This is a genomic window from Sphingobium sp. AP50 (genome assembly GCF_900109095.1).
GTDB lineage: Bacteria > Pseudomonadota > Alphaproteobacteria > Sphingomonadales > Sphingomonadaceae > Sphingobium.
The window spans coordinates 712249-736797 of sequence record NZ_FNYZ01000001.1; the positions used below are offsets into that span (position 1 = coordinate 712249).

Genomic DNA, 24549 nt, shown 5'->3' on the forward strand with positions numbered 1-24549 from the left:
TCCTTTGATATCAGTCCTCAAACGCAGCCGTAGGGCAATGCCGTCCGCAAAGGAAGGCATCGGCCACCAGACGCAGCGGCGCGGTGTCGGCGTCGATCGCCTTATCCGCCACCAGGCGCACGAAACGCCGGTACATGGTCGGATATTCCTCGTCCGGCGCCTTCATCTGCACTTCGCCGTCCAGCCGCAGGGTATTGCCGCCCTCCGACAGGAGCAGGCTGCCCTTGTCGGTATCGACCGCGATGTCCCAGGTCTGCGGACCCGTCTGGCGCCAGTCGAACACGGTGTCGATCGCCGCGCCCGAAGCCGTCGCCATGCTCAGCGTCGCGCCGATCGGCGCATGCTTGTTCGACGGGACTTCCAGCGAAGCCGACAGCACCGTGATCGGCTCGCCGACGATCTCGGTCAGGATCGACAGGGCGTTGATGCCCGGATCGAACACGCCGAAACCACCAGCTTCCCAGATCCAGGGCTGACCCGGATGCCAGTGGCGCACATCTTCACGCCACTGAATGTCGATGCGCTCGACCTTTCGCTCCGCGATCCACGCCTTGGCCTGTGCCACGGCGGCGGCATAGCGGCTGTGCCAGCTGGCATAGAGCGTCACGCCCTGTGCCCTGGCCAGCGCGGTCAGCGCTTCCACTTCGGACACGGTCGCGCCGGGCGGCTTTTCCAGGAACACATGCTTGCCCGCCAGCAGCGCCTGCCGGGCCGCCTGATAGCGGACCTGCGGCGGCTGGCAGAGGATGACGGCATCCAGATCGGGTTCACCCGCCAGCATCGCGCCGAGGTCGGGGTAATTATTCACCCCTTCGCCCTGCGCGTTGCGGCTGGCGACGGCGACCAGCTCGATGCCGTCGATCTTCTCGATCGCGGGCAGGTGCTGGTCGCGCGCGATCTTGCCGAGGCCTACAAGACCTGCCCTGATCATCAGGCGGCCACTTCCAGCTTGCCTTCCATGCGGCGCGTCAGGCCCCAGGGATTGGCATCCTGCAGCGCGGGCGGCAGCACGGCATCAATTACGTCCTGATAGCAGACCGGACGCAGGAAGCGCATCATCGCCAGCGTACCGACCGAAGTGGTGCGGCCGTCCGAGGTCGACGGGAAGGGACCGCCATGGACCATGGCATGGGTCACTTCGACGCCGGTCGGCCAGCCATTGGCAAGCACGCGGCCGACCTTGCGGGACAGCGTCGGCAGCAGCTTGGCGGCATTGTCGGTGTCGCTTGCGTCCATCTGCAGCGTGGCGGTCAGCTGACCTTCCATCTGGGCGATGGTGGCGATCACTTCCTCGATCGTGGCGCACTTCACCAGGATCGAGGAGGAACCGAACACTTCATGCGACAGCGCCGGGTTGGTGCGGAACTGCTCGCCGCTGGTGGCGAACAGGGCCGACTGGGCCAGGTTCACGCCTTCGGCTTCGGCGCCGCGCGCCACGGTGGTGACGCCTTCCGCGCCAGCCAGCGCCTCGACGCCCTTTTCATAGGCGGCGTGGATGCCCGGCGTCAGCATGACATGGGGCTGGTTGGCCGACAGGGCCGTTGCCGCCGAAGCGACGAAACGGTCGAGATCGGGGCTGTCGAGCGCGATCACCATGCCGGGGTTGGTGCAGAACTGGCCGGCGAAGAGGCTGAGCGAACCGACGAAGGCGGTGCCCAGTGCTTCGGCGCGGGCCGCGAGCGCGCCCGGCAGCAGCACGACCGGGTTGATCGACGACATTTCCGAATAGACCGGGATCGGCTCTTCGCGGTTCGCGGCGATCTTCATCAGCGCAATGCCGCCGCCGCGCGAACCGGTGAAGCCGACCGCCTTGATGCGCGGATCGGCGACCAGCGCGCCGCCCAGATCATTGGTGGTGCCGGGCAGGTAGGAGAAGACGCCTTCGTGCAGGCCGCTGGCCTTGACCGCGGCGGCGATGGCGCGGGCGACCAGTTCGCCGGTGCCGGGGTGGGCGGGGTGGCCCTTCACGACGACCGGGCTACCGGCAGCGAAGGCCGATGCGGTGTCACCGCCCGCGACGGAGAAGGCGAGCGGGAAGTTGGACGCGCCGAACACGGCGACCGGGCCGACCGACTGGTTGACGCGGCGCAGGTCGCTGCGGGGCAGGGGCGCACGTTCCGGCAGCGCCTTGTCGATGGTGACGTCCAGCCAGTCGCCCTGACGGACATAAGAAGCGAACAGACGGAGCTGACCGACGGTGCGGCCACGCTCGCCCTCCAGGCGACCACGCGGCAGGCCGGTTTCGCTCATGGCGGTGGTGATCAGCAGGTCGCCGATTGCCATGATCTGGTCGGCAACGGCTTCCAGAAAGGCCGCGCGGGTTTCAGGCGACAGGGTCGAAAAGCTCTCGAACGCGCTGTCGGCCAGCGCGCAGGCATCGGCGACATCGGCGGTCGAGGCGTTGTGGAAGGCGACCTCGCCCTTGGCGCCGGTCGAAGGATCGACCGCGAAGAAAGGCTCACCGCCGGTGCGCTCGGCGGCACCGACCAGAATGGCTCCGTTAAACATGGATATCTCCCGAAATGTCGTGGAACGTTTTGAAAATCTTGCCGGAACGGCGCGTGCGTCAGATGGGGGTGGCAGGATATGATTTCGAGCATGACTGCACGGAAATTATGTCCTGTTGCCCCTTTTCGATGACGCGCCGTTGACGGTTGAGTGCCCGATCAATGGTTATCGCGCGGCAGGCCCATGGTCTGGGCGATGCGCTGATATTTTTCCGCACCTTCCAGAATCGCGCCGGTGTTCATCTGACCGACCACCGAACGCTGGATTTCCTGCCACGGCGTCTGCGAAGCGGGATATTTGAATCCGCCCTCGGCGACCAGCTTCGCGCGGCGTGCTTCCAGTTCCTCGTCGGAAATCAGGACGTTCACGACACCCTTCTTCAGGTCCATGCGAACCCGATCGCCGGTTTCCAGCAGCGCGAGGCCGCCCATCGCCGCCGCTTCGGGCGAAGCGTTCAGGATCGACGGGCTGCCCGAGGTGCCGGACTGACGGCCGTCGCCGATGCAGGGCAGGGCCGAAACGCCTTCGGTGATCAGATAGGATGGCGGACGCATGTTCACGACTTCGGCCGCGCCCGGATAGCCGATCGGGCCGGCGCCGCGCATGAACATCAGCGTGTCGGCGGTGATGCCGACCGACGGATCGTCGATGCGGTGGTGATAGTCTTCGGGGCCATCGAACACGACCGCCGGGCCTTCAAAGGCTTCGGGATCGTCGGGGTTCGACAGATAGCGCATGCGAAATTCTTCGCTGATGACGCTGGTCTTCATGACAGCTTCGTCGAACAGATTGCCGGTCAGGACCAGGAAGCCCGCTTCGTCCTTCAGCGGCTGGTTGAACGGACGGATGACCTTTTCATCCTCGATCTCCACGCCCTTGCAATTTTCGCCCATGGTCTTGCCATTGACGGTCATGGCGCCCTCCTTGATCAGGCCCTGGTCGATCAACTGGCTGATGACGGCAGGCAGGCCGCCGGCGCGGTAATAATCCTCGCCCAGATATTCGCCGGCCGGCTGCATGTTGACCAGCAGCGGCACCTTGTGGCCGACCGTTTCCCAATCCTTGAGCGGCAGTTCGACGCCCATGTGGCGGGCGATCGCGGCCAGATGGATCGGCGCGTTGGTCGAACCGCCGATTGCCGAGTTGGCGACGATGGCGTTGTGGAAGGCGTCGAGCGTCATGATGTCGGAGGGCTTCAAGTCCTCATGCACCATTTCCACGATGCGCTTGCCGGTGCGCCAGGCCGCTTCCTGACGGTCGCGATAGGGGGCGGGAATTGCCGCGCTGCCGGGCAGCATCATGCCCAGCGCTTCGGCAAGGGCGTTCATGGTGCTGGCGGTGCCCATGGTGTTGCAGAAACCGGTCGAGGGCGCGGAAGACGCGACCAGCTTGATGAAGCCTTCATCATCGATCTTGCCGGCGGCCAGCAGCTGGCGGCCATGCCAGACGATGGTGCCGGAACCGGTGCGCTCGCCCTTGTGCCAGCCATTCAGCATCGGGCCGACCGACAGAGCGATGGCGGGAATATTGACGGTGGCGGCGGCCATCAGCAGTGCGGGGGTCGTCTTGTCGCAACCGCTGGTCAGGATTACGCCGTCGAGCGGATAGCCATACATGGCTTCGACGAGGCCCAGATAGGCCAGGTTGCGGTCCAGACCGGCGGTCGGACGCTTGCCGGTTTCCTGGATCGGATGGACCGGGAATTCGAGCGCGATGCCGCCCATTTCGCGAATGCCTTCGCGCATGCGCTCGGCCAGCACGAGGTGATGGCGGTTGCAGGGCGACAGGTCGCTGCCGGTCTGGGCGATGCCGATGATCGGCTTGCCGCTGCGCAGTTCTTCGAGGGACAGGCCGAAGTTCAGATATCGCTCCAGATAGAGCGAGGTCATGTCGATATTCTCTGGATTATCGAACCAGGCGCGGCTGCGCAGCTTGGGGGCAGTCTTCGGCGAATCGCTCATCGGGGCATCCTGACGCAAAAATAGGGCATGGCGCGTTGACGCGCTCACCGTCCTGATATACTCATACAAATTGAATTTCAAGAACCCGAAGTGGGGAAATGTGAGCGCTACCATAAATATTCTTCAGAGGGGTGCCCGATGACCGATTATGCCGTGATCGGTGATTGGGGGACAAGTCGCCTGCGGCTGTTCCGGGTGGAAAATGGGGTGATCACTGCCCGTCGCGATGGGCCGGGGATCGGTGCGGTCGGGCGTGCTGCGGAAACTGCCTTTGCCGACACGATCGCGCCCTGGCTGGCCGATGGCACGCCGCAGTCCATTACCCTGTGCGGCATGGTCGGCGCGCGCGACGGCTGGGTGGAGGCGCCCTATGCTGATTGTCCCGCCGATGCAGCGACATGGCGGCAGGCGGCGGTCCGCTTCGACTGGCGCGGCGCGCCGCTGGCGATCATGGCGGGTCTGGCCTGCGAGGGCGCAGACGGCATCCCGGATGTAATGCGCGGCGAGGAAGCCCAGATTTTCGGCGCGATAGCCCGCGATCCGGCGCTGGCGCAGGGGCGGCATCTGATCGTTTTGCCCGGCACCCATAATAAATGGTCGCTGGTCGAGGATGGCCGGGTCGTCGCTTTCCGCACTGTGCCGACCGGCGAGATGTTCGCCCTGCTGCGCGATCAGTCCACGCTAGGACCGAAGGTTGAACTCACCGATCCGGCCGAGGAAGCCGCCGGTTTTGCCGAAGGTCTTGAAAAGGCGGGCGTCGGCAAGCTGTTGCAATCGCTGTTCGCCGCGCGCGCGATGCGGCTGCGCGCCGGGCGCTCTACCGACTGGGCGCTGGGCTATCTGTCCGGCTTGCTGATCGGGTGCGAAGTCGCTGAAGTGCGCGCCAGCCTGGGCGAGGATGCCGACGTGCTGCTGATCGGCGACAAGCGGCTTTCGGCCCGCTATGCGCAGGCGCTGGAGGCGCAGGGCGTTGGCTCTGCGGCGATCGATGGCGATGCCTGTGCGCTCGCCGGGCTTGGATATTTGGGAGAAGTGACGGCATGACCCTGGACGAATTGCTGGCCGACGGCGCGCCGCCGGTCTGCGCCATCCTGCGCGGCATCAAGCCGGAAGAAGCGCTGGACGTCAGCGCTGCGCTGGTCGAAGCGGGCATCCGTATCCTCGAAGTGCCGTTCAATTCGCCCGAACCGCTCAAGAGCATCGCGGCGATGCAGCAGGCCTTTGGCGACGTCGCCCTGATCGGTGGCGGCACGGTGCTGAGCGTCGAAGCGGTGGAGGACCTGCATCAGGCAGGCGGTCGGATCATGGTGACGCCCAACACCAACCCCGACGTCATCCGGCGCGGCGCGGAACTGGGGCTGGAATTGCTGCCCGGTTTCATGACGCCCAGCGAAGCCTTTGCCGCGATTGCAGCGGGAGCCAAGCGGATCAAGCTGTTCCCGGCCGCCCGCCTTGGCGCGGCTTATGTGAAGGCGGTCAAGGATGTGCTGCCCAAACATGTCGGCGTCTGGGCCGTGGGCGGCACGGGCGCGGACACGATCGGCGAATGGCTGGCGGGCGGTTGTGAGGGCATTGGCGTGGGCGGCGCACTCTACAAGCCGGGCGACGATGCCGTGACCGTGGGCCAGCGGGGTCGCGATCTGGTGGCGGCGTGGAAGGCGACGCAAGGCTGACAGCTTTCAGCCTGCCCGCTGCTCTACCTTCTCGGGACGATCCAGCACCTCCCGAACCTTGGCGGCTAGGTCGCTGTAGCTGAAGGGCTTTGGCAGCAGGTCCACGCCCGCGTCCAGTCGGCCATGATGGACGATGGCGTCGCGGGCATAGCCGGTGGTGAACAGCGTGCGCAGACCGGGCTGGTGCGCGGACGCCGCGTTGGCCAGGTCGGCGCCGGTCATGCCGCCGGGCAGAACGACATCGGTGAAGAGCAAGTCGACCGGGCTTTCTGCTGCCTCCAGCGCGGCAAGCGCCGCAGCACCGTCGATGGCGGGCATGACCCGATAGCCCAGTTCACGCAGCACCTCGACCGAATAAGCACGGACATTGTCGTCATCCTCGCACAGCAGGATGGTTTCCCGCCCGCCGATAACTGTTTTTGCGCGGCCGGGCGCCTCATCCTCATTCGCTGCGACATAGCCATGGTGACGAGGCAGATAGAGCAGGACGCTCGTGCCATGGCCGGGATCGGACTGGACGCGGACATGGCCGCCGGACTGTTTGATAAAGCCATAGACCATGGACAGGCCCAGCCCGGTGCCGCGCCCCACTTCCTTGGTGGTGAAAAAGGGCTCGATCGCATGGGCCAGCGTATCGGCATCCATGCCTTTCCCGGTATCGGTCATGGTGATCGCCAGATACTGACCCGGTGCAATATCGCTTTCTTCGGTGCCGATCACGACATTGTCGACCGCGATGGAAAGGCGACCACCGTCTGGCATCGCGTCCCGCGCATTGACCGCCAGGTTGAGTAGCGCATTCTCCATCTGGTTGACATCGACCTCGATGGTCCACGCATCCGGCGCGACCTTCGTTTCGACGGCGATGGTTTCGCCTAGCGTGTGCAACAGCAGATCGGACATGGCGGCCACCAGGCGGGCGGGAGCTATCGGGCGGGGATCGAGCGGTTGTCGGCGGGAAAAGGCCAGTAGCCTCTGGGTCAGGATCGCCGCGCGTTCGGCCCCCGCCATGGCCCGGTCCGCCATGCGCCGCAGCCGCTCGTCGGTATGGGGCAATGCGCGCCGGAGCAGGTCCAGATTGCCGGTCACGATCTGGAGCAGATTGTTGAAATCATGCGCGACCCCGCCGGTGAGTTGGCCCAGCGTTTCCATCTTCTGCGCCTGACGCAGGGCCGATTCCGCGTCAGCCAGCGCGAGGGCATGGGCGCGATGTTCCGTCACATCGCGGGCAACGCAATAGATCAGGTCGCCTTCGGGTACGGCCGTCCAGCTGAACGTGCGGTAGCTGCCATCCTTGGCGCGGAACCGGTTGTCGAAACGCAGCACTGGCTGGCCGTGGGCCAGATCGTCGATCCGCTCGCGGGTGGCCGACACATCGTCGAGATGCTCCATCCATTGCGACGTATGGCCGATCAGTTCCTCTTCGCTCCAACCCAATATGTCCGTCCAGGCCGGACTGGCGGCGATCCAGACGCCTGCCGTGTCGGCGATCAGGAACGGATCGCGGGCCAGCGCCCATAGCCGGTTGCGGTCGGCCAGCATGGCCCGCTCGGCCAATACGCGCTTGGTCGTCTCACTGACGATGCACAGCACGCCACCGATCGATCCGTCGGCTTCGAACACGGGCGAATAGCTGATATCGAAATAGACGTCCTCGCCGCGTCCGCCATCCCGCTCGATATAGAAAGGGCGGTCCTTGGCATGGAATGTCTCGCCCGTTTCGCGCACGGATTGCAGCAACGGGCCAAGATCGTCCCATAATTCGGCCCAGCCCTCCCGACCTGCCCGCCCCAGGACGTGGGGATGCTTGTCGCCGATCGTGGGGGCATAGGCTTCATTATAAAGCGCGCAAAAATCCGGGCCCCAGAAAAGCACGATTTCGGCCTTGGACGACAGCATCATGCGCACGGTCGATACTAGCGCAGGCGACCATTGATTGACCGGGCCGAGCGGCGATGGCGCATCGATGGCGGCGGTCAGGGCGCCCAGTGGCCCCTGCGCTGCGATCATCGCGGCTGTGCCTGTTGGCGCGCTGGTCATCGACATATCCTGCTTCATACCCTGTCAGTCAGATACGCATCGGCTGATCTTTGTATCCCCGGCTAGCCTTTCCTTGGACCCTTTGTCCATGTCCGATGGCTTGAAAAGGACAGGGCTTGGGCGCATGGACCGGGCCATGAGTTCGACCGCATTTTCCCGCTCCGCGCGGCCCGCCGCTATCGCCCGCTGGCTGCTCATCGTGGCCTTTCTGGTCTTTTGCATGGTGGTGGTGGGAGGCATCACCCGGTTGACCGAATCCGGCCTGTCGATCACCCAGTGGAAGCCGATTACGGGCGCCATCCCGCCGCTGACGCGCGACCAGTGGATGGAGGCGTTTCGCCTCTATCAGCAAATTCCGGAATATCAGCAGTTGCGGCAGGGCATGACCCTGTCGGATTTCCAGTTCATTTTCTTCTGGGAATGGATGCACCGGCTGCTGGGGCGACTGATCGGCGTGGCTTTCGCGCTGCCGCTGATCTGGTTCGCGTGGAAGCGCGCCATTCCGGCGGGATATGGGCCGCGTCTGGTCGCGTTGCTGGCTTTGGGTGGGTTGCAGGGGGCGATCGGCTGGTGGATGGTCAAGTCCGGCCTGTCGGTGCGGACCGATGTCAGCCATTATCGGCTGGCGGTGCATTTGCTGACCGCACTGTTCATCATCGGCGGGCTGATCTGGACCGCGTTGGATCTGTTTGTGCTGGCCCGCTCTTCACGCGCGAAACCGGCAATATTGCGCCCCTTCGCGCTGGTCGTGCTGCTGGTGCTGATGGTGCAACTGATGCTGGGGGCCTTTACCGCCGGGCTGGATGCGGGCTATGTTTCCAGCACCTGGCCGCTGATGAACGATCATTTCGTGCCGGAGGGGATTAGCTGGATGGGATCGCTCTGGGCGACCGTCTCGTCCGATCCCTATCTCGTCCACTTCCTGCATCGCTGGTGGGCCTGGGTCGCGGCGGTCGCGCTGTTCATACTGGCGCGCCGGGCGAAGCGGGCGGGGCAGCGCGGTGCGTCGATTGCGATACAGGCCGCACTGGGCACGCAGATATTGCTGGGCATCGCCACCGTTATCAGCGGTATCGCCCTGCCGCTCGCCGTGCTGCATCAGGCGGTTGGCGCGCTGGTCGTGGCCGCCGCCGCATGGGGCGCGCATGCCATCGGAGCGCGCCGGGCATGAAAATGGTCTTCGCCCTCGCATCGCTCGCTATCGCCGCTCCCGCTACGGCAGGGACTGTCGTGATCCCCTTTGCGCCGCCGGTCGACCATGCGCTGGTCTATCGCATCGAACAGCATCGGCCGATCGCGGGCAAGGTCAGCGCCTTTACCGCCACACGCGACCTGCGCTTCGAGCGGACGGGGGAGGGCTATAGCGTCACAGTAACCTTGCGGGCGATTGATACTGATGCGGCCACTGCGGGAGCCGTACCTTATCGCGCGGCCCTGGAACCGCTGGTCGGCATAGCCATGCGCTTCCGCCTGAATGACGCGGGCAAGATCGTGGCGGTCGATGATCTGGATGCGGTCTGGGCGAAGGTGCAGGCCGGTGTCGATTCCATGCTAGTCAGCGGGGACAGCGACCGGCAGCGCGCGGCGAAGAATGTGCAGGCGCTGTTCGCCAGCCTCTCGCCGGAAGGACGGCTGGCGCTGCTGGCGGGCGAATTGCAGCCGCTCTTCCTGTTTGCCGCGAGCGATGTCGAGGATGGCGCGGGCCGGGGCGTTCGCACCGTTGCGGGATCGCCGCTGGTCCGACCGGTACCGGTGGAGGGCGCGCTGACGCTCGCCAAGCAGGACGGCAACGGACTGGATCTGGAGGAAAAGCTGGCGGGCGAGGGAGTGCAGGTGGCCATCCGCTATCATCTCTCGCGCGTCACCGGCCTTGTCGAAAATCAGGAACGCAGCCTGATCGCGGGTGGCCAGCCACTGGTCGAAAGCCGGAGCCTGACTCCGGCTAAATGAGGCGTTCATCAGGCATGGTATTATTTTACCCGTCGTGAAACGCGCCGAATCTCTTGACTTCGCGGGGTGCAGTCGTCATTAGCGCCCCACTTCCGGACGTCGGCAACGGCGTCCGGTTTCATTTTTTCATTCTGGAGTATTGGCACCATGAAGGCGCTGATGAAGACCACCAAGCCGGCAACCCCGGCAACGGTCGAAAAGAAGTGGATCCTGATCGACGCCGAAGGCCTCGTCGTGGGCCGTCTCGCTTCGACCGTCGCGAATATCCTGCGCGGCAAGCACAAGACCAGCTTCACGCCCCACGTCGATTGCGGTGACAATGTCATCATCATCAACGCTGGCAAGGTGAAGTTCACCGGTCGCAAGCTGACCGACAAGGTGTACTACAAGCACACCGGTTATGCCGGCGGCATCAAGGAAACCACCCCCCAGAAGATTCTGGAAGGCCGTTTCCCCGAGCGCGTCCTGGAAAAGGCCGTCGAGCGTATGATCCCCCGTGGTCCGCTGGGCCGTCAGCAGATGCGCAACCTGCGCATTTTCGCCGGCGCCGAGCACGCCCATGAAGCCCAGAACCCCGAAGTGCTCGACTTCGCGTCGCGCAACCGCAAGAACAAGGTGGGTGCATAATGACCGATAACCGCCAGTCTCTGTCCGACCTCGCGGCGATCGCCGCTGAAGCCGCTGCCGCTCCGGTTGCCGCTGCTCCGGTTTCGGACGCCGTCGACGCGCCCGTCGCTCCGGTTCAGCCCTCGGCTCCGCTGCGCGCCCAGGAAATCGACGGTCTCGGCCGTGCCTATGCCACCGGCCGTCGTAAGGATGCCGTGGCCCGCGTGTGGGTGAAGCCCGGCACCGGCAAGATCACGGTCAACGGCCGCGATCAGGAAATCTACTTTGCCCGTCCGACCCTGCGTCTGGTGATCAACCAGCCGTTCGGCGTGACCGAGCGTGAAGGTCAGTATGACGTGATCGCCACTGTCAAGGGTGGTGGTCTGTCGGGTCAGGCCGGCGCCGTGAAGCACGGCATCGCCCAGGCGCTGACCAAGTATGAGCCTGCCCTGCGCAGCGCGGTCAAGGCCGAAGGCTTCCTGACCCGCGACAGCCGCGTTGTCGAACGTAAGAAGTACGGCAAGGCGAAGGCACGCAAGAGCTTCCAGTTCTCTAAGCGCTGAGTTTCTTCGGAACAGCGAAAACAGAGAAGGGGCCGGTTTCCGGTCCCTTTTTTGTTGTCTTCGATCTTAAGCGCCTCCTTTGAAGGGGAGAGGCTCTGTCAGGAAGCAGGCACCGCTACTTCAATCGCGCCTGCTGCGATCTTCACTGTGACCGGCGTCTTGGCCAGCACCTCGCCGTCGATGGAGATACGCTGGCGCGGTTTGGTTTTGATGCGGAAGGATTTGCCGTGAAATTCCTCCGTATGGGCGTCGCGGTCGCGCAGTTTGAAGAATTTGGCGTACCAGTCCCAGGCAAGGCGCGGCTTGCTGCGGCCGACCACGGCCTGCACCACGATCTCGCCCGTATCGACGGCGGCATTGTCGGATAGCTCCACCCCGCCATGATAGGGGCCGTTGAGGATGCGCACCTCGGTCGACCACATCCGCCGTGCATTCTGGCCGTCGTCGATCGTCAGGCGAAAGGCGCGGAAGCCGACCGAGCATTTGACCGCCCAGAGCAGATAGCCAATCCGCCCCAGATAGCGCTTCAGCTTATGCGGCACGGTGCGGCCGATCATGGGCGACAGGCCCAGCGAGGCGGCGTTGACGAAATAATCATCGTCAATCATGCCCAGGTCTACGCGACGGCGCTGGCCGTTGGCGATCGCCTGCATCGCACCGTCCAGATCGAGCGGGAGGCCGAGCGTGCGGGCGAAGCTGTTGGCGGTGCCGAGCGGCAGCACGCCGAACACGCAGTCTTTGCCGACCAGTTCGTCCACCGTGCCGGACATGGAGCCATCGCCGCCACCCACGATCACCATCGGCGCGCCGCTTGCCACCGCGGCGCGGACAGTCGCGGCCATCTTCTCCGGCTCTTCCACCGCATGCGCCTCGATCAGGCGGACGCCGGCCGCTTCCAGCCCGTCCCGGACCTGGGCAAACATGTCCTGTCCGCGGCGGCTATGGGCGTTGACGACGAGGATGGCTTCCTTGGGCAGGGGTTTCGTTTCCATGCCGCAATAACTCCGCGCGAGGGATTCGGGTCCGACGGGAAACCATATCGCGTGGATTCGTTACTCCGGCATGGCTCGCATCGCACATCTTTCCGACATTCACTTTGGCGCCAATGATCAGCGGATCGTGGACGCCGCCACCGCCTGGCTGGAGGAGCGGCGGCCCGATCTGGTCGTGATCAGCGGGGATTTTACCCAGCGGGCGCGGGTCGAGCAGTTCCGGCAGGCGGCTGGCTGGCTGGGGCGGCTGCATGCTGCGGGCCTCAGGACGCTGGTCGTGCCGGGCAATCATGACGTGCCGCTCTATGATGTGGTGCGGCGCTTTGGCGCGCCGCTCGATCGCTACAAACGCTATATCAGCCATGACCTCTGCCCTTTTTACGAGGATCGGGAGGTGGCGATACTGGGCCTGAACACCGCGCGGTCGCTGACGATCAAGGACGGGCGGATCAACCATGCGCAGATGGATTTGCTGCGCGACCGCTTTGCCCAGGTGCAGCCGGACAAGACCCGCATTCTCGTGACCCATCATCCGCTCTTTTCCATGCCGATCGGCAAGGGGAATGAATGGAGCGAGGCGGTGGGCCAGCATGAGGATGCGGTGCGAGCGGCTTGCGAAGCGGGGGTGCATGTAGCGCTGGCCGGGCATTTCCATCGCACCTATGCCGAGGCGGCGCAGAAGATGGTGGAGCATAGCGGCGGGGCGCTGGTGATACAGGCGGGCACCGCGACCTCCACCCGGCTGCGCAATGCCGAACCCCAGAGCTTCAACTGGCTGCATGTCCGGCGCAATAACGAGATGGAATTGCAGGTGATCGTGTGGGACGGCGCGGCTTTCCGCCGGGCGAGCCATGTCGAATATCGGCATGGCGAGGCGGGCTGGGCATCGCGCGACATGGTGGATGCGCCGACGGTGGGAGAGGTCACGGCCCCGCAAAGGAGCAGGGCGTGAAATAGGAAATCGCGCGCTTAACTTCGCACATTTCCCGCAAGTTTCGACATTTCATAACCCATGTTGGAAATTATCGTGCGAGCGACGGCGGGGGTGGGGTGGCTGACGATAGGAAAGAACGTCGGCCATAATATCCTGTCCCCTTCATCGTAGGACAGCGGCCGTGGCGATTGTGCTTTGGGTGCAGGGCCGCTAGGGAAGCAGCCATTCGTATGGACCCGGTGAAATTCCGGGTGGCTATTCCGGCCGCCGATCCGCCGGACAACGTATGTCGCCCAGTGATATTGCCGCGCCCCGCTGCGGTCTTCCCCGCGACAATCGTCGGTTACTCCTCATCATGAACAATATCACCCTTTCACGCTATCGCGCCGAATGGTTCAGCGGCGCGGTCAATGCCCGGCGCGACATTCTCGCCGGGATGGTCGGCACCTTTGCCCTGATCCCGGAAGTCATCGCCTTTTCCTTCGTCGCCGGGATCGATCCCGAAGTCGGCCTGTTTGCCTCCTTCATCATCGGCATCGTCATCGCCTTTGCCGGTGGCCGTCCGGCCATGATTTCCGGCGCGGCGGGATCGGTCGCGCTGGTCGCAGCGGCGCTGGTCCATGCCCATGGGCTGCAATATCTGCTCGCCGCCACGGTGCTGGCCGGCCTGTTCCAGATTATGTTCGGCCTGATGAAGCTGGACGTGCTGATGCGCTTCGTGTCGCGATCGGTGCGGACCGGCTTCGTCAATGCGCTGGCCATTCTGATCTTTTCGGCGCAGGTGCCACAGATGCTGGACGTGAGCTGGCACAGCTATGCGATGATCGCGGGCGGGCTGGCGATCATCTATCTGGTGCCGCGCATCACCACGGCCATCCCGTCACCGCTAATCTGCATCCTGGTGCTGACCGGGATCAGCATCGCCTTTCCGATGCCGATCCACACCATTGCCGATCTTGGCCGCCTGCCGTCTTCGCTGCCCTCCTTCGCTTGGCCGATGGTGCCGTTCGACTGGCAGACGCTGCGCATCGTCGCGCCCTATGCGCTGGCCATGGCGGCGGTGGGCCTGCTGGAATCGATGATGACCGCCAGCGTGGTCGACGACCTGACCGAAACCACCAGTATAAAGGCGCGCGAATGTACCGGGCTGGGACTCGCCAATGTCGCGGCGGGCCTGTTCGGCGGCATCGCGGGATGCGGGATGATCGGGCAGACGGTCGGCAATATACGCTATGGTGGTCGCGGGCGCCTGTCGACGCTGGTCGCGGCGGTCTTCCTGCTGCTGGTGATGGTGCCGCTGCGGCCATGGGTCGCGCAGGTGCCGGTCGCGGCGCTGGTGGCGATCATGATCATGGTGTCGATCAGCACCTTTTCCTGGGGATCGATCCGCGATCTGGCCCGGCATCCCAAAGTGTCGGGCATCGTCATGGTCGCCACCGTCATCGTGACGGTCGCGACGCATGACCTGTCGGCGGGTGTCGCCGTGGGTGTGCTGCTGAGCGGTGTCTTCTTCGCGTTCAAGGTGACGCGCCTGATGGACGTGCGCGCAAGCTATGACGCGGCGAGCGACACGCGGACCTATCACGTATCAGGCCAGATCTTCTTCGCCAGCGCCGATATCTTCGCCGACCGGTTCGATCTGCGCGACATGGCCCGGCATGTGCGGATCGACCTGACCGCCAGCCATTTATGGGACATCACGGCGGTTGGCGCGCTGGAGGAAGTCGTCACCCGGATGCGCCATCATGGCATCACGGTGGAGCTGATCGGCCTGAACGACGCCAGCGCCATATTGGTCGACCGGCTGGCACCGGGGGTGGGGGCGACCATATCTTGAGTGGCGTGGCAATGCCGCATATTATCCCGGTTCGCCAGACGCCCGATCTTCGCGGCCGTGCCATAGCCGCAGGATGATGATCCGCTCGCCCGCTATTTCGTAACGCATCTCATAATGGCCGATGATGATGCGGCGGACTTCGCGCGGGTTGTAGGTGTCGAGCCTTTCGCCAAGGCGGGGATAGTCGATCAGGCGCGATGGTGCTCTGGCGAGGGTCTGGACGATGCGGGCGGCGGCATCGGGGGCGATGGGCTTCAGATGGTTGTGGAGGCGGACGAGGTCGGCGGTGGCCTTGCCGGTCCAGACGATTTTCATGCCTCTGGTGGTGGCAGGGGGCTGTCAGTGGACAGGCTATCCGCCCAGGCGCGGATCGCTGCATGATCGATCACCCGGTCGGCATCGACATCGGCCAGCGCCTCCAGCGTCATCTGGTGATGCATTTCTTCCTGATCCACCCAGGCAGACAGCGCCTGTTTCATGATCCATCCGCGCGAGCGATCGAGCCGTGCAGCCAGGGCATCGACCTGATCGGCGAGATCGGTGGGGACATGGGCGGTGATGACGCGGGTGGCGGCCATGAGATGGGCTCCCAATCGGTTTGATTGAAATCTAATCCTTTGGCCGGTTGGGCACAAGTCGGCCGCGACGAAGGCGCTACTCCTTCCCCTTGAGTGCCGCCGCCAGTGATACGGTCGCGCTGCCGCGCCGGGCCGGTCCCGCCTGGCTGGGATCGGGTTTCCAGCCGGACAGGTAAATGATCGCCATCTGCTCTGCCGTGCGGCCGTCCGGGTCGGCGGCGGCGGCGAAATGGGTGGCGGCGCGCATCAGTACGTCACGGGTCAGTGCGGGGGGCTGGGTCGCCAGTATATTGCCCGCGCCCATGCCGCGCAGGTCGTGCATCAGGCGGACGATGTCGCCATAACGCACGTTCAGCACATCGCCGTCGGCGACCGGCATGGTGAAGCCGGCGCGGCTGAGCAGATCGCCGGCGGAGCGCACATCGACTTGCGGATGGACATGCTGGCCGGGCCGATCGCCTTCGGCCGCGAGCAAGGCGGATTTCAGGCGGGGGACGCTGCCCGCGCCGGTGAAGGCGGCGAGCATCAAGCCGTCGGGCCGCAGCACCCGGCGCATCAGGATCAGCGCGCCGGGCAGATCATTGACGCTGTCGAGCGTGCCGCAGGCGATGACCAGATCGAAACTGTCATCGGCAAAGGGTAGGGCGTCCTCGTCCGCCTGCACCCCGCCTGTGGCCTGTGCGGCGAGGAAGCCGGGGTCGGCGCAGGCGACGCGCTTGCCCATCGCCTCCAGCGCGGCGCGGGCGCTGCCATCGGGACAGCCGATCAGCAACACTTCGGGCAGGTCGCGCTGCACGTCCGTCAGGCGATCGAGCAGTTCGTCCAGCATCGCGCGGTGGAGAAAGTCATGATCGGCGAAACGGGGCAGCATGCGGTCGCGGTGGCGGGCGCGGCGGGCGCGGTCGAAAATGTCGGGACGGGATTCCATGGCGGGCCTTGTGCATCGGGCGCGAAGTGCGGACAAGGCAGATGATGGCTGTCCTCCCGCTTCTCAAGGGTGCGCTGCGCCCGATGGTCGATTATGCGCTGCCGCCGCGCTGTCCGGGATGCGGGATGATCGTGGCGGAGGATTTCGCTTTCTGCCTGTCCTGCTGGGGTGGGATGAACTTTCTGGGCGAGCCCTGCTGCGCGCGGTGCGGCCTGCCTTTCCCGCATGACATGGGGGAGGGGGCGGAGTGCGGCGCGTGCATGGCCGATCCGCCGGCCTGGGATGGGGCGCGGGCGGTGCTGGCCTATGGCGATGTCGCGCGAACGGTGGCGCTCCGGCTGAAATATGGCCGACGGATAGGCATGGCGCGGCTGATCGCGCGGCAGATGCTGCGCCATGTGGGGCGCGAGGAGGCGGTGATCGTGCCGGTGCCGCTGCATCGCTGGCGCCTGTGGCAGCGGGGCTTCAACCAGTCGGCGCTGATCGCCGATCATCTGGGGCGGATGACCGGATGGCGGGTGGACAAGCGGGCGTTGCAACGGGTGAAGCGCACCGCGCCGTTGCGAGGGATGAACCCGGCTCAGCGCGCGCGCACGGTGCGAGGCGCCTTTGCGCTGGGGCCGGGGCATGGGTTGCGCGGGCGGCGGGTGCTGCTGATCGACGATATCCATACCAGCGGGGCGACGGCGGCGGCTTGCGCGAAGTTGCTGAAGCGGGGCGGGGTGGCACAGGTGCATCTGTTGTGCTGGGCGCGGGTGCTTCCCGATGCTGTCGATTGACAAAGTGCGACTTTGCCCCAATTTCGGGGGAAAGGAGTTATCATGGCGAAGGTCGAAATCTATACCAAGGACTGGTGCGGTTATTGCGCGCGGGCGAAGGCGCTGCTGGAGAGCAAGGGCGTGGCGTTCGAGGAATATGATATCACGCTGGGCGGGCCGAAGCGCGAGGAAATGCTGGAGCGGGCGCCGGGCCGGACGAGCGTGCCGCAAATCTTCATCGACGGCAGCCATGTTGGCGGCAGCGACGATCTGTCCGCGCTGAACCGCGAGGGCAAGCTGGACGCCTTGCTGGGGCTATGAGCGACATCATGCGCGCCGCCCTGTTCCAGATGACCAGCGGGGTCGATCCCGCCGCCAACGCCGCCGCCATCGTGGAGATGGTGAAGCGGGCGAAGGGCGAGGGCGCGGATATGCTGTTCACGCCCGAAATGGCGGGATGCCTGGACCGCGACCGGGCGCGGGCGGCGGCGACGCTGCGCAACGAGGCGGAAGATGTGGTGCTGGCTGCCGTGCGGGACGCGGCGGCGCGTGAAGGGTTGTGGGTGCATATCGGATCGCTGCCGCTGAAGGGCGAGCGGGCCGACGGGCGCTGGGCCAATCGTAGTTTCCTGATCGACGACACGGGCGCGATCCGGGCGCGGTACGACAAGATACATCTGTTCGACGTGGATCTGGCCACCGGAGAAAGCTGGCGCGAATCCTCCGTCTATGGGCCGGGGGAACAGGTGGTCGCGGCCGACACGCCATGGGGGCGGATGGGCTTTTCCATCTGTTACGACATGCGCTTCCCGGACCTGTACCGCGCGCTGACCAATGCGGGAGCGACGATATTGCTGGCGCCGGCCGCCTTCACCGTGCCGACGGGGCAGGCGCACTGGCATGTGCTGCTGCGCGCCCGCGCGATCGAGGCGGGATGCTATGTCATCGCGACGGCGCAGGTGGGGAGCCATGAGGATGGCCGGGTCACCTATGGCCATAGCGTGGTGATCGATCCCTGGGGCGAGGTGCTGCTGGATATGGGCGAGACGGCGGGCATGGCCCTTGCGGACATCGACCTGTCGCGGATAGGGGATGTGCGCGGGCGCGTGCCCGCCATCGCCAACCGCCGTGTGATACCGAAGGACGTGACTGTTTCGTGATCGTGTTCGACCTGAAATGCGGGAGCAAGGGCCATGTGTTCGAGGCATGGTTCGGGTCCAGCGCGGATTATGAGCAGCAGAAGGCGCGCGGCCTGCTGACCTGTCCGATGTGTGGGGACGCCGATGTGGGCAAGGCGGTGATGGCGCCGGCGGTGGGGGCGAAGGGCAATAGTCGCCCCGATCCGGCGCCCGCTGCTGCCGCTCCCGAGAAAGCCGCGCCGGTGGCGATGAGCGGCGCCGATCAGGCGAAGATGCAGGCCTTTGTCGAGGCGCTGGCACAGGCGCAGAGCAAGGTGCTGGAGGAATCGACCTGGGTCGGGCGCGACTTCGCCAATCAGGCGCGGGCCATGCATTATGGGGAACAGGATCGCAGCAGCATCCATGGCGATGTCGCGCCGGACGAGGCGCGGGCGCTGATCGCCGAAGGGGTGGAGGTGGCGCCGCTGCCTTTCCCCGTCATTCCCCCGCACGCGAAGAATTGACCCGAACGGGGACGGGCTACAGGCTCGTCGCGACCGTGCCTATGGCGATCGGGGTATCGTCACAAAGGTCGCCCTCCAACCGGAATTCTTCCGCGATCAGTTGATCCTCCCGGCTGAGCAGGCCGTCCTTGCGTGACGCACGCTGCAAGGCATATTGCCCTTCCTTCGCCCATGCGTTCGCTGCCCTCGTCGCAATGGCGCGGCTATTTGCAAGCGGTGCATCCGCAGCGATGGCGCGTTGCCGCCGTTCCTCATTTTGACAGAATTCGAATGTCGGTTGCATGGCGATGTCCTTTGATCGTTGGCACGCCCTGCCGCCCGGCCAGTTCAACCGGCGGCCTGGGCAGGAGGGCGCCATGCGCGGGTTCAGCTTTTGAGCGTGACCAGATTGACTGCACCGGCCTTTTGGCTGGGATTGGAGGCATTTTCCTTTTTCGGCTTCTCTGCCTTGGGCTTCCTGATCTCGCGGTTCGACTTTTTCTGACTTTTGGCCATGATATCTTCCTTCAGGCTGACGTGGTTGTGAGGCGGTGGGCAGCGATCGCCTGCTCTACCAATGCGAAGCCCGCATTGCTGGCGGTCGCGATGTCGAGCGGTCGCCCGCCAAGGGCGTCGCTGGGATTGTTGAGGAAGGCGAGCGCGGCATCGCGTCCGATCGCATTCCAGGCGAGAAGCGTGATGCGGCCCTGTCGCACCGCCTCCTCATTCGGCATTTTCGGCATGCGATATTTTGCCGCGCCATATTTGGGCTTGGCGCTGGCGGCCTGCTGGCCTGGTTCGACGGTGCGGTCTTTGTCGATGATCGCCTCCATTATATATTCAGGCGACGGGAAGGGGCATCAGTGCGGTCGCACCCATGGCGGCCCGCAATATGCCAATCTGCCGCGCATAGTGGGCAACGTCACGTCGATGCGACATGGTCGCGTCCCGGCAAAGCGAAGCCGCCGCCCCCATCAAGGCAGTCTGATGGCGAAAAAGAAGATAGTTGAGGTCCATGAACAGGCTCCTGCATCGTAAGCGGGAGCACATGTCTCTCAGTCGCTGGTGCCTACGGCTTTGGATCAGCGATAGTCTCTATATAGGGTATCGCCCGTCGATCCGAAATAGCGTGAAAAATATAAATGTGGCCGGCGCGATGGCTGTAAATAATGACCTTCCCTGCATTGTAGGATCGTGCGCGATATCTTATAATTATATTTTGCAGGAGGCGGAATTTCAATTGCGCTGGCTGTGACGGGTAATGTGCCACGGGGTGCCGCGCCGGTCCGATCTTGGTTGACGGCCATCGTGGCCGATACTATCGAAAATCGCGAAGATCAGCCGATTTTCGGAGTGCACCCATAGCTCAGCAGGATAGAGCGTTGGATTCCTAATCCAAAGGCCACTGGTTCGAATCCAGTTGGGTGCACCATCATTTGATTTCTGATCCTCGCATAAGCTCGGGCGGCCGTTCGGCCTTGCGAACCCTGACGGGTTCGTTGTTGCTCGTTGCGGGGGCTTTTTTTTGATCCTCCAGCTTTTCATCTTATCCGTTCGCAAGGCAGCGCGCGCGTTCTCGACAGGCTCGAACCGAACGGAGGTGGTGCATGTTTAGGCGCTACACTCTCAATCACATCTGCGCGGGCGGGCTTTCGTCCGGGCGCTGGGTTAGGACGCGGACGCCGTTCGATGTGACCGCGACCGTATGTTCGAACTGGGCGGAGAGTTTTCCGTCCACCGTCGTCACCGTCCAGCCATCATCCAGCGTCTGCACCATGCGGCGGCCCTGATTGAGCATCGGCTCGATCGTGAAGACCATGTTTTCGCGCAGGATCAGGCCGGTGCCGGGCTTGCCGAAATGCAGGATCTGCGGCTCTTCATGCATTTCGCGGCCGATGCCATGGCCACAATAGTCGCGCACGATGGAATAGCCTGCACGCTTGGCATGGCGTTCGATCGCATGGCCGATATCGCCCAGACGGGCGCCGGGGCGGACGGCGTGGATGCCCTGCCACATCGCGTCATAGGTGGTCCGCACCAGCCGCCTGGCCGTGGGGGACACGGCGCCGATCATGTAGGTCTTGCTGGAATCGGCGATATAGCCGTTCTTTTCCAGCGTGATGTCGAAATTGACGATGTCGCCGTCCGCCAGATATTCGTCGTCGGACGGGACGCCATGGCAGACGACCGCGTTGCGCGAGCAGTTGAGGACGAAGCCATAGCCATATTGGCCCTTGCTGGCGGGGCGGGCGGCGAGATCGTCGACGATGAAGCGTTCGACCAGATCATTGATGACCATGGTGCTGCGGCCCGCCAGCGGCTGTCCGTCCAGATGGGTGAAGACCGACGCGAGCAGGCGACCGGCCTGCGCCATCAGCTCGATTTCCTCCGGCGACTTGATCATGAGGCAGGCGCCCCGATGTCGGCCGGATCGACCCCGGCTTCGCGCAATTCGCGCAGGACGATCTGCTGGAAGGTCAGTTGCGGGTTGAGCTCGCTCAACATGCCGATCCTGATCCAGAAGGCGGCCTGTGCGTTGATCGACCGGTAGGAGGCCTTGCTGGCCTTGCGCAGCTGTTCGTGCAGTTCGTCCTCGATATTGACGATGCCCATCAATCTATCCCGAATATATGAATCATATATGGTTCATATATTCACAACGTGCGTGTTCGGCAATGCCCAACGCACGAAGGCCCGGCGCCCTTGCGGGAACCGGGCCTTGCCTTGGCGGTCGGAGTGGTAGCCCACCCCGCCGGAACAGGATCAGAACTTCACGCCCGCATTCACGAAGAAGGCGCGGCCATAGACGTCGTAGGTCGACGGATAGGTGTTCGACTGCTGCTGGTTGTCGCCCAGAATCGGCGGCTTCTTGTTGAAGGCATTGTTCATGCCGATCGACCAGCTGAAATTGTCGGTCGCCTGCACCTGCAAGGCAAGGTCGAACAGGTTGTAGGCCTTGATCTTCTCCACCGTGTAGGTGGTGGTGTCGTCATCGTCCCGCACGCTCGACAGATAGCGATGGGTCAGGCCCAGGGTGATCGGCCCGCTGGTCCAGGTGATGCGGTTGTTGAGCCGCAGCTTGGAATAGGGGTCGCCACAGTTGACGCCGAACTTGCCCGCGCAATTCTGGTTCAGGGCCGAGATCGCGGCGACCGGGTTCAGGTCGAATGCGATCAGGCGGGTGCCTGCAACGCGGAAGGCCAGCTTGCCGGACTTGGCACCGAACACGCCGAAGTTGAGCGGCACGCTGTAGTTCAGTTCGAAGTCGATGCCGGAGGTCTTGAGGCCGCCCGTATTGGACTGAAGATTGACCGCACCCTCGATTTCGCTGCTGGTGGAATTGCGCGGCAACAGCGAGCAATAGCTGCTGTCATAGGGCGTCCAACCATTGGCTTCGTCGCCATAGCAGGCGCGGATGATGTTCGCGGTGCCGGCGGTCGAGATATAATTGTCGATCTTGGTATTATAATAATCGACGGTCAGCGAGAGGCGCGGCGCGAAGCTGGGTTGCAGGATGACGCCCACGCCCCAGGTGTTCGACGTTTCTTCCCGCAGGTCGGGATTGCCGCCGGTGACGGATTCGATCTGCGAGCTGCCGCCGTAGAAATCGGTGCCCAGCGCACTGGACGATACGCCGCTGGCAAGGCAGCTGGCCGACAGGGTCGAACTGGTCGTGGCGGCCGAGGTCGCGCACGGATCGGTTGCGGTCGGATAATCCTGCGACTGGCCGGAATAGAGTTCCGACACCGACGGGGCACGGACAGCGCGGCTATATTGGCCGCGGAAGGTGATGTCCTTGACCGGCGCGTAGATCAGGCCCGCCGAGAAGGTGCTGACATTCTTGGTCGCGGTCGAATAATGCGAGAAGCGATAGGCGCCGTTGAAGTCCAGCTTGTGGACCAGCGGCATGTCGGCCAGCAGCGGGACGCTGATTTCCGAGAAGAATTCCTTCACATTATAGCCGCCGCTCAGGCCATCGCCCGCGTTGAAGCCGACCACGTCGCCGGATTCGAGGGCTTCGTCCGGATTGTAGCTGCCATGTTCGTTGCGATATTCGAAGCCGAAGGCGATGCCGGCCGGGCCGGCGCCCAGATCGAACAGGTTGCTGTTGGTGATCGCGACGTTCGCCACCTGTTCGGTGATGATGCTGACATTGCGGGTGGTGATGGAGATGAAGTCGGCGGCTTCGTCGCTGATATTGCCTTCGCCAAAGATGTTCAGCGGGACGCAGCCATTGCTGGTGTCCGAACAGACCAGATTGCCGTCGGCGTCATAGGTGGTCTTGAGCGCCTGTTCCACGCGGCTGCGCGAGACATTGCCATATTGTTTTTCGACCTGCCGGGTACGGGCATAGGTATAATAAGCGTCGTAATTCCAGTCGCCGCTGATCTGCCCCTTTGCGCCGATCATCGTGCGGAAGGCGGTGTTGGTGACGTCCGAAATACGATCGCCCACTTCGGTCATGCGGCGATAGACGTTGGCGGAGGTGTAGCCATCGCCATCCGTATCGGCCGCCGCCAGCAGGGCCTGCGCGTCCGACGACAGGAAGGAGGAATCGGTGTCCAGCTCGACCGTGCCGGTGAAGGGCGTGGGCGCGAGCTTGTTGCGCACCTTGTTCCGGATGAACTGCCCCTCGGCATAGAGGGTCAGGTGATCGTTGAAATCGAAATGGGCCTGTGCGCTCAGCAGGATGCGCTTCTGCGGCACCTGAAGATAGTTGGACGGCGCGTAGTTATAGGCGTCGGTCGCGGAGTTGTAGGAAGACAGGCTGCCGTCCTGATTGAACTTATATTGCGTGTTGTTCAGCGCCATGCGGGTCGCGGGGATGGTGCCCGATCCGCCGGCCGCCAGACCGCCTTCGCCATCGTCGGTATAGGTCTGCTTGGTGTAGCTGCGCGCGCTCTGATCCACGCCGTCGCGCTTGATATAGTCGGCATAGAAGGTGATGTTGCCACGGCCACCAGCGAAATTCTGGCCCAGCAGCAGGTTGGTGTTGAAGGTGCCACCATCGCCCGCTTCGTTCAGGCGGTAATTGGCATTGGCCTCCACGCCCGAAAAATTCTTCTTCAGGACGAAGTTGATGACACCGGCGATCGCATCCGACCCGTAGACGGCCGATCGGCCACCCGACACCACCTCGACATGGTCGATCAGGCCGGCGGGCACGGTGTTGAGGTCGACCACCTGATTGGAGTCATAGGAGACGTAGCGACGGCCATCGACCAGCACCAGCGTCCGCTGGGCGCCAAGGCCGCGCAGGTCGGCGGTCGACACGCCGCCGCCGGGATTGTTCGATGCGGCGGTCGTGCTGGGGATCAGCTGGGGCAGGTCGTTGATGATGGCTTCGACATTGGGCTTGCCGCTGAGTTTCAGTTCCTGGCTGCTGACGATCGAGATGGGCGACGCCTGTTGCAGGTCGGGCCGGGCGATGCGCGAGCCGGTGACGACGATGGTTTCGTCGCCGGCGGGGGCATCGGCATTGTCGGCAGTCTGGGCAAAGGCCGGTGTCGACAGGCCGAGCAGGAGCGTCGACGCCAGAAGGCGTCGTTGGAAAGACGGGCGCATAGATGAAATTCTCCCTTCGGAAAGCGCCGACTGGG

The 24549-nt window shown here is 64.2% G+C and carries 27 protein-coding genes, 1 tRNA gene and 1 other annotated feature; of the genes, 13 read left to right on the top strand and 15 right to left on the bottom strand.

The window, feature by feature from the left end; all coding sequences use genetic code 11:
- Positions 1 to 10: 10 nt before the first annotated feature.
- The 3 genes from BMY84_RS03550 to BMY84_RS03560 all read right to left on the bottom strand — a co-directional run bounded on the left by BMY84_RS03550 (position 11) and on the right by BMY84_RS03560 (position 4469).
- The gene (locus tag BMY84_RS03550) at positions 11 to 934 is read right to left on the bottom strand and encodes a Gfo/Idh/MocA family protein (RefSeq protein ID WP_093080615.1); all 924 of its coding nucleotides are present in this window, start codon (positions 932 to 934) and stop codon (positions 11 to 13) included.
- A complete protein-coding gene (locus tag BMY84_RS03555) occupies positions 931 to 2508 on the bottom strand; it encodes an aldehyde dehydrogenase (NADP(+)) (protein ID WP_093080617.1) in 1578 nt (525 codons plus the stop codon). The genes BMY84_RS03550 and BMY84_RS03555 overlap by 4 nt, the downstream gene beginning before the upstream one ends.
- Positions 2509 to 2666: 158 nt before the next feature.
- The gene (locus tag BMY84_RS03560) at positions 2667 to 4469 is read right to left on the bottom strand and encodes an IlvD/Edd family dehydratase (protein ID WP_093080620.1); all 1803 of its coding nucleotides are present in this window, start codon (positions 4467 to 4469) and stop codon (positions 2667 to 2669) included.
- A gap of 138 nt (positions 4470 to 4607) precedes the next feature.
- On the opposite strand from BMY84_RS03560, the gene BMY84_RS03565 reads away from it, so the two are divergent.
- Both BMY84_RS03565 and BMY84_RS03570 read left to right on the top strand, forming a co-directional pair.
- Positions 4608 to 5513: a 2-dehydro-3-deoxygalactonokinase gene (locus tag BMY84_RS03565; protein WP_093080622.1), complete on the top strand. Its 906-nt coding sequence runs from the start codon at positions 4608 to 4610 to the stop codon at positions 5511 to 5513.
- The gene (locus BMY84_RS03570) at positions 5510 to 6142 is read left to right on the top strand and encodes a 2-dehydro-3-deoxy-6-phosphogalactonate aldolase (protein WP_093080625.1); all 633 of its coding nucleotides are present in this window, start codon (positions 5510 to 5512) and stop codon (positions 6140 to 6142) included. The genes BMY84_RS03565 and BMY84_RS03570 overlap by 4 nt, the downstream gene beginning before the upstream one ends.
- Positions 6143 to 6148: 6 nt before the next feature.
- Here BMY84_RS03570 and BMY84_RS03575 read toward each other — a convergent pair whose 3' ends face one another.
- Entirely contained in the window at positions 6149 to 8182 is a 2034-nt protein-coding gene (locus BMY84_RS03575; RefSeq protein WP_256215031.1) for a hybrid sensor histidine kinase/response regulator, read from the bottom strand.
- A gap of 136 nt (positions 8183 to 8318) precedes the next feature.
- Here BMY84_RS03575 and BMY84_RS03580 point away from each other — a divergent pair, with 136 nt between their 5' ends.
- From BMY84_RS03580 to rpsI, 4 genes are all read left to right on the top strand, one after another.
- Complete coding sequence (locus BMY84_RS03580; RefSeq protein WP_371262392.1) at positions 8319 to 9353, top strand: COX15/CtaA family protein; 1035 nt, start codon at positions 8319 to 8321, stop codon at positions 9351 to 9353.
- Entirely contained in the window at positions 9350 to 10132 is a 783-nt protein-coding gene (locus tag BMY84_RS03585; RefSeq protein WP_093080634.1) for a hypothetical protein, read from the top strand. Before BMY84_RS03580 ends, BMY84_RS03585 begins: the two co-directional genes overlap by 4 nt.
- A gap of 147 nt (positions 10133 to 10279) precedes the next feature.
- Positions 10280 to 10759 (top strand): 50S ribosomal protein L13, encoded by a 480-nt coding sequence (rplM, locus tag BMY84_RS03590; protein ID WP_084438944.1) that lies wholly within the window; start codon positions 10280 to 10282, stop codon positions 10757 to 10759.
- Positions 10759 to 11301: a 30S ribosomal protein S9 gene (gene rpsI, locus BMY84_RS03595; protein WP_093010607.1), complete on the top strand. Its 543-nt coding sequence runs from the start codon at positions 10759 to 10761 to the stop codon at positions 11299 to 11301. Before rplM ends, rpsI begins: the two co-directional genes overlap by 1 nt.
- Positions 11302 to 11399: 98 nt before the next feature.
- On the opposite strand, the gene BMY84_RS03600 is transcribed toward rpsI, so the two are convergent.
- Complete coding sequence (locus BMY84_RS03600; protein WP_093080638.1) at positions 11400 to 12293, bottom strand: diacylglycerol/lipid kinase family protein; 894 nt, start codon at positions 12291 to 12293, stop codon at positions 11400 to 11402.
- A gap of 70 nt (positions 12294 to 12363) precedes the next feature.
- On the opposite strand from BMY84_RS03600, the gene BMY84_RS03605 reads away from it, so the two are divergent.
- On the top strand, positions 12364 to 13245 hold the full coding sequence (locus BMY84_RS03605; RefSeq protein ID WP_093080641.1) for a metallophosphoesterase family protein: 882 nt from the start codon (positions 12364 to 12366) through the stop codon (positions 13243 to 13245).
- A 211-nt stretch (positions 13246 to 13456) separates the two neighbouring features.
- Positions 13457 to 13512 (top strand) — a sequence feature (sul1 is cis-regulatory element that is thought to sense ions involved in sulfur or methionine metabolism; They are found in Alphaproteobacteria).
- Between the two features lie 70 nt (positions 13513 to 13582).
- Positions 13583 to 15064 carry a SulP family inorganic anion transporter gene (locus tag BMY84_RS03610; protein WP_093080643.1) on the top strand — a complete coding sequence of 494 codons (1482 nt, stop codon included), beginning with the start codon at positions 13583 to 13585 and terminating at the stop codon, positions 15062 to 15064.
- A 21-nt stretch (positions 15065 to 15085) separates the two neighbouring features.
- On the opposite strand, the gene BMY84_RS03615 is transcribed toward BMY84_RS03610, so the two are convergent.
- From BMY84_RS03615 to BMY84_RS03625, 3 genes are all read right to left on the bottom strand, one after another.
- Positions 15086 to 15379 carry a type II toxin-antitoxin system RelE/ParE family toxin gene (locus tag BMY84_RS03615; RefSeq protein WP_093080646.1) on the bottom strand — a complete coding sequence of 98 codons (294 nt, stop codon included), beginning with the start codon at positions 15377 to 15379 and terminating at the stop codon, positions 15086 to 15088.
- On the bottom strand, positions 15376 to 15642 hold the full coding sequence (locus BMY84_RS03620; protein WP_093080648.1) for a CopG family ribbon-helix-helix protein: 267 nt from the start codon (positions 15640 to 15642) through the stop codon (positions 15376 to 15378). Before BMY84_RS03620 ends, BMY84_RS03615 begins: the two co-directional genes overlap by 4 nt.
- 76 nt (positions 15643 to 15718) lie before the next feature.
- Complete coding sequence (locus BMY84_RS03625) at positions 15719 to 16570, bottom strand: class I SAM-dependent methyltransferase (RefSeq protein ID WP_093080651.1); 852 nt, start codon at positions 16568 to 16570, stop codon at positions 15719 to 15721.
- 41 nt (positions 16571 to 16611) lie between these two features.
- Between BMY84_RS03625 and BMY84_RS03630 the strand changes: the two genes are divergently transcribed.
- The 4 genes from BMY84_RS03630 to BMY84_RS03645 are packed head-to-tail and all read left to right on the top strand — an operon-like array spanning position 16612 to position 18970.
- Positions 16612 to 17349, top strand: a complete 738-nt coding sequence (locus BMY84_RS03630; protein WP_093080653.1) for a ComF family protein — start codon at positions 16612 to 16614, stop codon at positions 17347 to 17349.
- A 42-nt stretch (positions 17350 to 17391) separates the two neighbouring features.
- Positions 17392 to 17649 carry a glutaredoxin 3 gene (grxC, locus tag BMY84_RS03635; RefSeq protein WP_093080656.1) on the top strand — a complete coding sequence of 86 codons (258 nt, stop codon included), beginning with the start codon at positions 17392 to 17394 and terminating at the stop codon, positions 17647 to 17649.
- Between the two features lie 8 nt (positions 17650 to 17657).
- Positions 17658 to 18488 (top strand): carbon-nitrogen hydrolase family protein, encoded by an 831-nt coding sequence (locus tag BMY84_RS03640; RefSeq protein ID WP_093081693.1) that lies wholly within the window; start codon positions 17658 to 17660, stop codon positions 18486 to 18488.
- Entirely contained in the window at positions 18485 to 18970 is a 486-nt protein-coding gene (locus BMY84_RS03645; protein ID WP_093080658.1) for a DUF1178 family protein, read from the top strand. The genes BMY84_RS03640 and BMY84_RS03645 overlap by 4 nt, the downstream gene beginning before the upstream one ends.
- 16 nt (positions 18971 to 18986) lie before the next feature.
- Here the strand turns inward: BMY84_RS03645 and BMY84_RS03650 are convergent, their stop codons facing one another.
- The 4 genes from BMY84_RS03650 to BMY84_RS29615 all read right to left on the bottom strand — a co-directional run bounded on the left by BMY84_RS03650 (position 18987) and on the right by BMY84_RS29615 (position 19966).
- Entirely contained in the window at positions 18987 to 19253 is a 267-nt protein-coding gene (locus BMY84_RS03650; protein ID WP_093080661.1) for a hypothetical protein, read from the bottom strand.
- Between the two features lie 83 nt (positions 19254 to 19336).
- The gene (locus BMY84_RS30340) at positions 19337 to 19465 is read right to left on the bottom strand and encodes a hypothetical protein (RefSeq protein WP_256215033.1); all 129 of its coding nucleotides are present in this window, start codon (positions 19463 to 19465) and stop codon (positions 19337 to 19339) included.
- 11 nt (positions 19466 to 19476) lie between these two features.
- The gene (locus tag BMY84_RS03655) at positions 19477 to 19782 is read right to left on the bottom strand and encodes an antitoxin Xre/MbcA/ParS toxin-binding domain-containing protein (RefSeq protein ID WP_093080663.1); all 306 of its coding nucleotides are present in this window, start codon (positions 19780 to 19782) and stop codon (positions 19477 to 19479) included.
- Between the two features lie 7 nt (positions 19783 to 19789).
- Positions 19790 to 19966 carry a hypothetical protein gene (locus BMY84_RS29615; protein ID WP_177203882.1) on the bottom strand — a complete coding sequence of 59 codons (177 nt, stop codon included), beginning with the start codon at positions 19964 to 19966 and terminating at the stop codon, positions 19790 to 19792.
- Between the two features lie 338 nt (positions 19967 to 20304).
- On the opposite strand from BMY84_RS29615, the gene BMY84_RS03660 reads away from it, so the two are divergent.
- A tRNA-Arg gene (locus tag BMY84_RS03660) sits at positions 20305 to 20381 on the top strand.
- 198 nt (positions 20382 to 20579) lie between these two features.
- On the opposite strand, the gene map is transcribed toward BMY84_RS03660, so the two are convergent.
- From map to BMY84_RS03675, 3 genes are all read right to left on the bottom strand, one after another.
- On the bottom strand, positions 20580 to 21353 hold the full coding sequence (map, locus tag BMY84_RS03665; RefSeq protein WP_093080666.1) for a type I methionyl aminopeptidase: 774 nt from the start codon (positions 21351 to 21353) through the stop codon (positions 20580 to 20582).
- A complete protein-coding gene (locus BMY84_RS03670) occupies positions 21350 to 21562 on the bottom strand; it encodes a ParD-like family protein (RefSeq protein WP_093080669.1) in 213 nt (70 codons plus the stop codon). The genes map and BMY84_RS03670 overlap by 4 nt, the downstream gene beginning before the upstream one ends.
- 150 nt (positions 21563 to 21712) lie before the next feature.
- Positions 21713 to 24514 (bottom strand): TonB-dependent receptor, encoded by a 2802-nt coding sequence (locus BMY84_RS03675; protein WP_093080672.1) that lies wholly within the window; start codon positions 24512 to 24514, stop codon positions 21713 to 21715.
- Positions 24515 to 24549 lie beyond the last annotated feature (35 nt).